This window comes from Methylobacterium sp. B1 (assembly GCF_000333255.1).
Classification (GTDB): Bacteria; Pseudomonadota; Alphaproteobacteria; order Rhizobiales; family Beijerinckiaceae; genus Methylobacterium; species Methylobacterium fujisawaense.
The window spans coordinates 1-2,779 of record NZ_BACT01000857.1; the positions used below are offsets into that span (position 1 = coordinate 1).

General features: G+C 70.8%; 4 protein-coding genes and 1 pseudogene. All 5 read left to right on the top strand.

The window, feature by feature from the left end:
* Window positions 1-133, top strand: a 133-nt coding sequence (locus tag I53_RS31830) for a dihydrodipicolinate reductase C-terminal domain-containing protein (protein ID WP_286009591.1), incomplete at its 5' end; no start/stop codon positions are given.
* Window positions 134-150: 17 nt separating this feature from the next.
* Window positions 151-788 (top strand): annotated as a pseudogene (locus I53_RS24630) (2,3-bisphosphoglycerate-dependent phosphoglycerate mutase).
* Complete coding sequence (locus I53_RS24635) at window positions 789-1,442, top strand: alpha-ketoglutarate-dependent dioxygenase AlkB (protein WP_043355683.1); 654 nt, start codon at window positions 789-791, stop codon at window positions 1,440-1,442. It begins immediately after the preceding pseudogene.
* A gap of 29 nt (window positions 1,443-1,471) precedes the next feature.
* Window positions 1,472-1,903, top strand: coding sequence for a DUF2809 domain-containing protein (locus I53_RS24640; RefSeq protein ID WP_051045065.1), 432 nt, complete (start codon window positions 1,472-1,474; stop codon window positions 1,901-1,903).
* A gap of 136 nt (window positions 1,904-2,039) precedes the next feature.
* Window positions 2,040-2,779: hypothetical protein (locus I53_RS24645; RefSeq protein ID WP_251982443.1), on the top strand; the 740-nt coding region annotated here is incomplete at its 3' end.

Genomic DNA, 2,779 nt, shown 5'->3' on the forward strand with positions numbered 1-2,779 from the left:
CGGCGAGAGCCTGACGATCAGCCACCACGCCGCCGACCGCGGCCTGTTCGCCACGGGCGCCGTCAAGGCCGCGCTCTGGGCGCATCCCAAGCCGCCGGGGCTCTACACGATGGCCGACGTCCTCGGCCTGTGACCGGGAGCGGTGCATCCATGGAACGGCTCCTCGTCCTCGTCCGGCACGGCCAGAGCGAGTGGAACCTTCAGAACCTGTTCACGGGCTGGCGCGACCCGGACCTGACCGAGCGCGGCATCGCCGAGGCCCGGGCGGCCGGCCGCGGGTTGAAGCGGGACGGCTACGGCTTCGATGTGGCCTTCACCTCCGAATTGTTGCGGGCCCAGCGCACCTGTTCGCTGATCCTGGAGGAGATGGCTCTCCCGGATGTTCCGATCATTCGGCAGAGGGCCCTCAACGAGCGGGATTACGGCGACCTCTCCGGCCTCACAAGGACGCGGCCCGCGCCCGATGGGGTGACGCGCAGGTCCATACCTGGCGCCGGTCCTACGACGTGCGGCCGCCCGGCGGCGAGAGCCTGAAGGACACTGCCGCGCGGGTGCTGCCCTATTACATCGCGGCGATCCTGCCGCGGGTGATGGCCGGCCAGCGGGTCCTGGTGGCGGCCCATGGCAATTCGCTGCGCGCCCTGGCGATGGTCCTCGATGGGCTGAACGAGGAGCAGGTGCCGGATCTCCAGATTCGGACCGGGGTCCCGCTGGTCTACCGCCTCAACGGCGACACCACGGTCGCCTCGAAGATCGTGCTGGAGCAGGATGTCGACGCGGGCCGCTGAGTGGCGACGGAACTCGCCCCCGGCCTGATCCACCATCCCGGCTTCCTCGATGCGACGGCCCGCGCCCGGCTCGCCGCCGAGATCGCCGCCATCCTCGAAACGGCGCCGCCCGTGACGCCGCGGATGCCGCGCACCGGCAAGCCGTTCTCCGTACGGATGTCGAATGCCGGTCCCCTCGGCTGGGTCTCGGACGTCGCGGGCTACCGCTATCAGCCGGACCATCCGGAGACCGGGCGGCCATGGCCGGCGATGCCGCCGACCGCCCTCGCGGCCTGGGCGGTGTTGGCGAACTGTCCGGTGCCGCCGGAAGCCTGTCTCATCAACCTCTACGCGCCGGGATCCCGCATGGGTCTCCACCAGGATCGCGACGAGGCGGATCTCTCGGCGCCCGTCCTCTCGCTCTCCCTCGGTGCGGCGGCACTGTTCCGCTACGGCGGCCTGAGCCGCGCGGATCCGACGCGCTCGATCCGCCTGCAGGCCGGCGACGCGCTGGTGATCGGCGGCCCCTCGCGCCTGATCTACCACGGCATCGACCGGCTCTACCCGGCCGGCGACCTTCTCGCGGAGACGGCCGATCTCGGTTTTCTCCCGCCGGGCGGCCGCTGCAACCTCACTCTGCGGCGCGTCACGGAGCCGGCACCGCCGTGGCGCTAGAGCGATCGCCGGAATGCGGGCCGGCCGCGATGCCGGCGCCCGCGCGGATGGATCTGCCGCTGGCCCGGGCAGCCCATCTCGGCCTCGCGGCCGCCGTGATCGGGCTGGGGCTGCTGCTGCGCGTGCCGGCGTGGAACCTGCCGCTCGCGGTTCACCACTACGGCGGCGGCATCCTCTGGGGAGCGATGCTGTTCCTGCTGGTGGCCGCCCTGCGACCGGCCGGCTGGGATCTGCGCACCTGCATGATCGCCGCCTTCTTCGGCGCCGGGCTCATCGAAGCGAGCCGTCTCGTTCATACCCCGGCGCTCGACGCCTTCCGGGCAACCCTGCCGGGCCAGCTCCTCCTCGGCACACTCGTCTCCCCGTGGAATCTCTGCGCCTACGCCGTCGGGATCGCCGTCACGGCGGCGTTGGCGGTTTCCTTTCATCGTGATCGCAGGCGCGCGGCATTGCCGGCTTGACAGATCAGGTCGCCGGGCAGACCCATCGCGAGCGGACTAACCCCAAGTTGGGTCCACGAGGAGAACCGGTTTTCGATGCGGATGCGCAACCTGACGCTGCGTCTCGGACGGGGTTCTCGGCGCTGCCGCGCTTGCGGTGAGCCTTGGCTCCGCGGCCTGGGCCGGAGATCCTGTCTACCCGCCGGGCTCGCGCTTCGGCTTCGATCCGCCGGCCGACATGTCGCTGTCGCGGCGCTTCTCGGGCTTCGAGCGGAAGGAGGGGGGCGCGACCGTGTCGGTCGTCGAGCTGCCCGCGAACGCCTTCGCGGAACTCGTCAGCGGCTTCACCGACGCCAACCTGTTGAGCCAGGGCTTCGCGGTCGAGAAGCGCGAGGAGGTCAAGATCGGCGACAACGAGGGCATGCTCTACACCGGTGAGCAGCCCGCCGATCCGGCCTCGTCCGCTCCGGCGATCCGGAAGTGGATTCTCGTGGTCGGTACGCCGAGCGTGACCGGACTGATCATCGCCCAGGCGCTGCCCGACGCCGAGACCGAGGTCTCGATGCGCAAGATGGTGACCGGCGTCACCCTCCGGCCTGCGCTGACGCTGACCCAGCAGGTCGACGCGCTGCCCTTCCGCATCGCCGACATGGCGGGCTTCCGGCCGGTGCGGGTGATGGCCGGCAATTCGATCCTCCTGACCAGCGGCCCCAAGGACCAGATGCAGAATCTGGAGCAGCCGATCCTCGTCCTCGCCCAGGCCGTGCAGCAGCCGCCCTCGGCCGAGCAGCGGGACGGCTTCGCCCGCGCCGCCCTGGCCTCGAACCAGACCATGAAGGACTTCGTCATCGAGCGGGCCCAGAGCTACCGCTCGAACGGCGTCGACTGGCACGAGAT

Excerpts from the sequence above, each read along its gene's own strand:
- I53_RS24640 (WP_051045065.1), top strand. The coding sequence starts at position 1,472 with ATGCCGGCGCCCGCGCGGATGGATCTGCCGCTGGCCCGGGCAGCCCAT.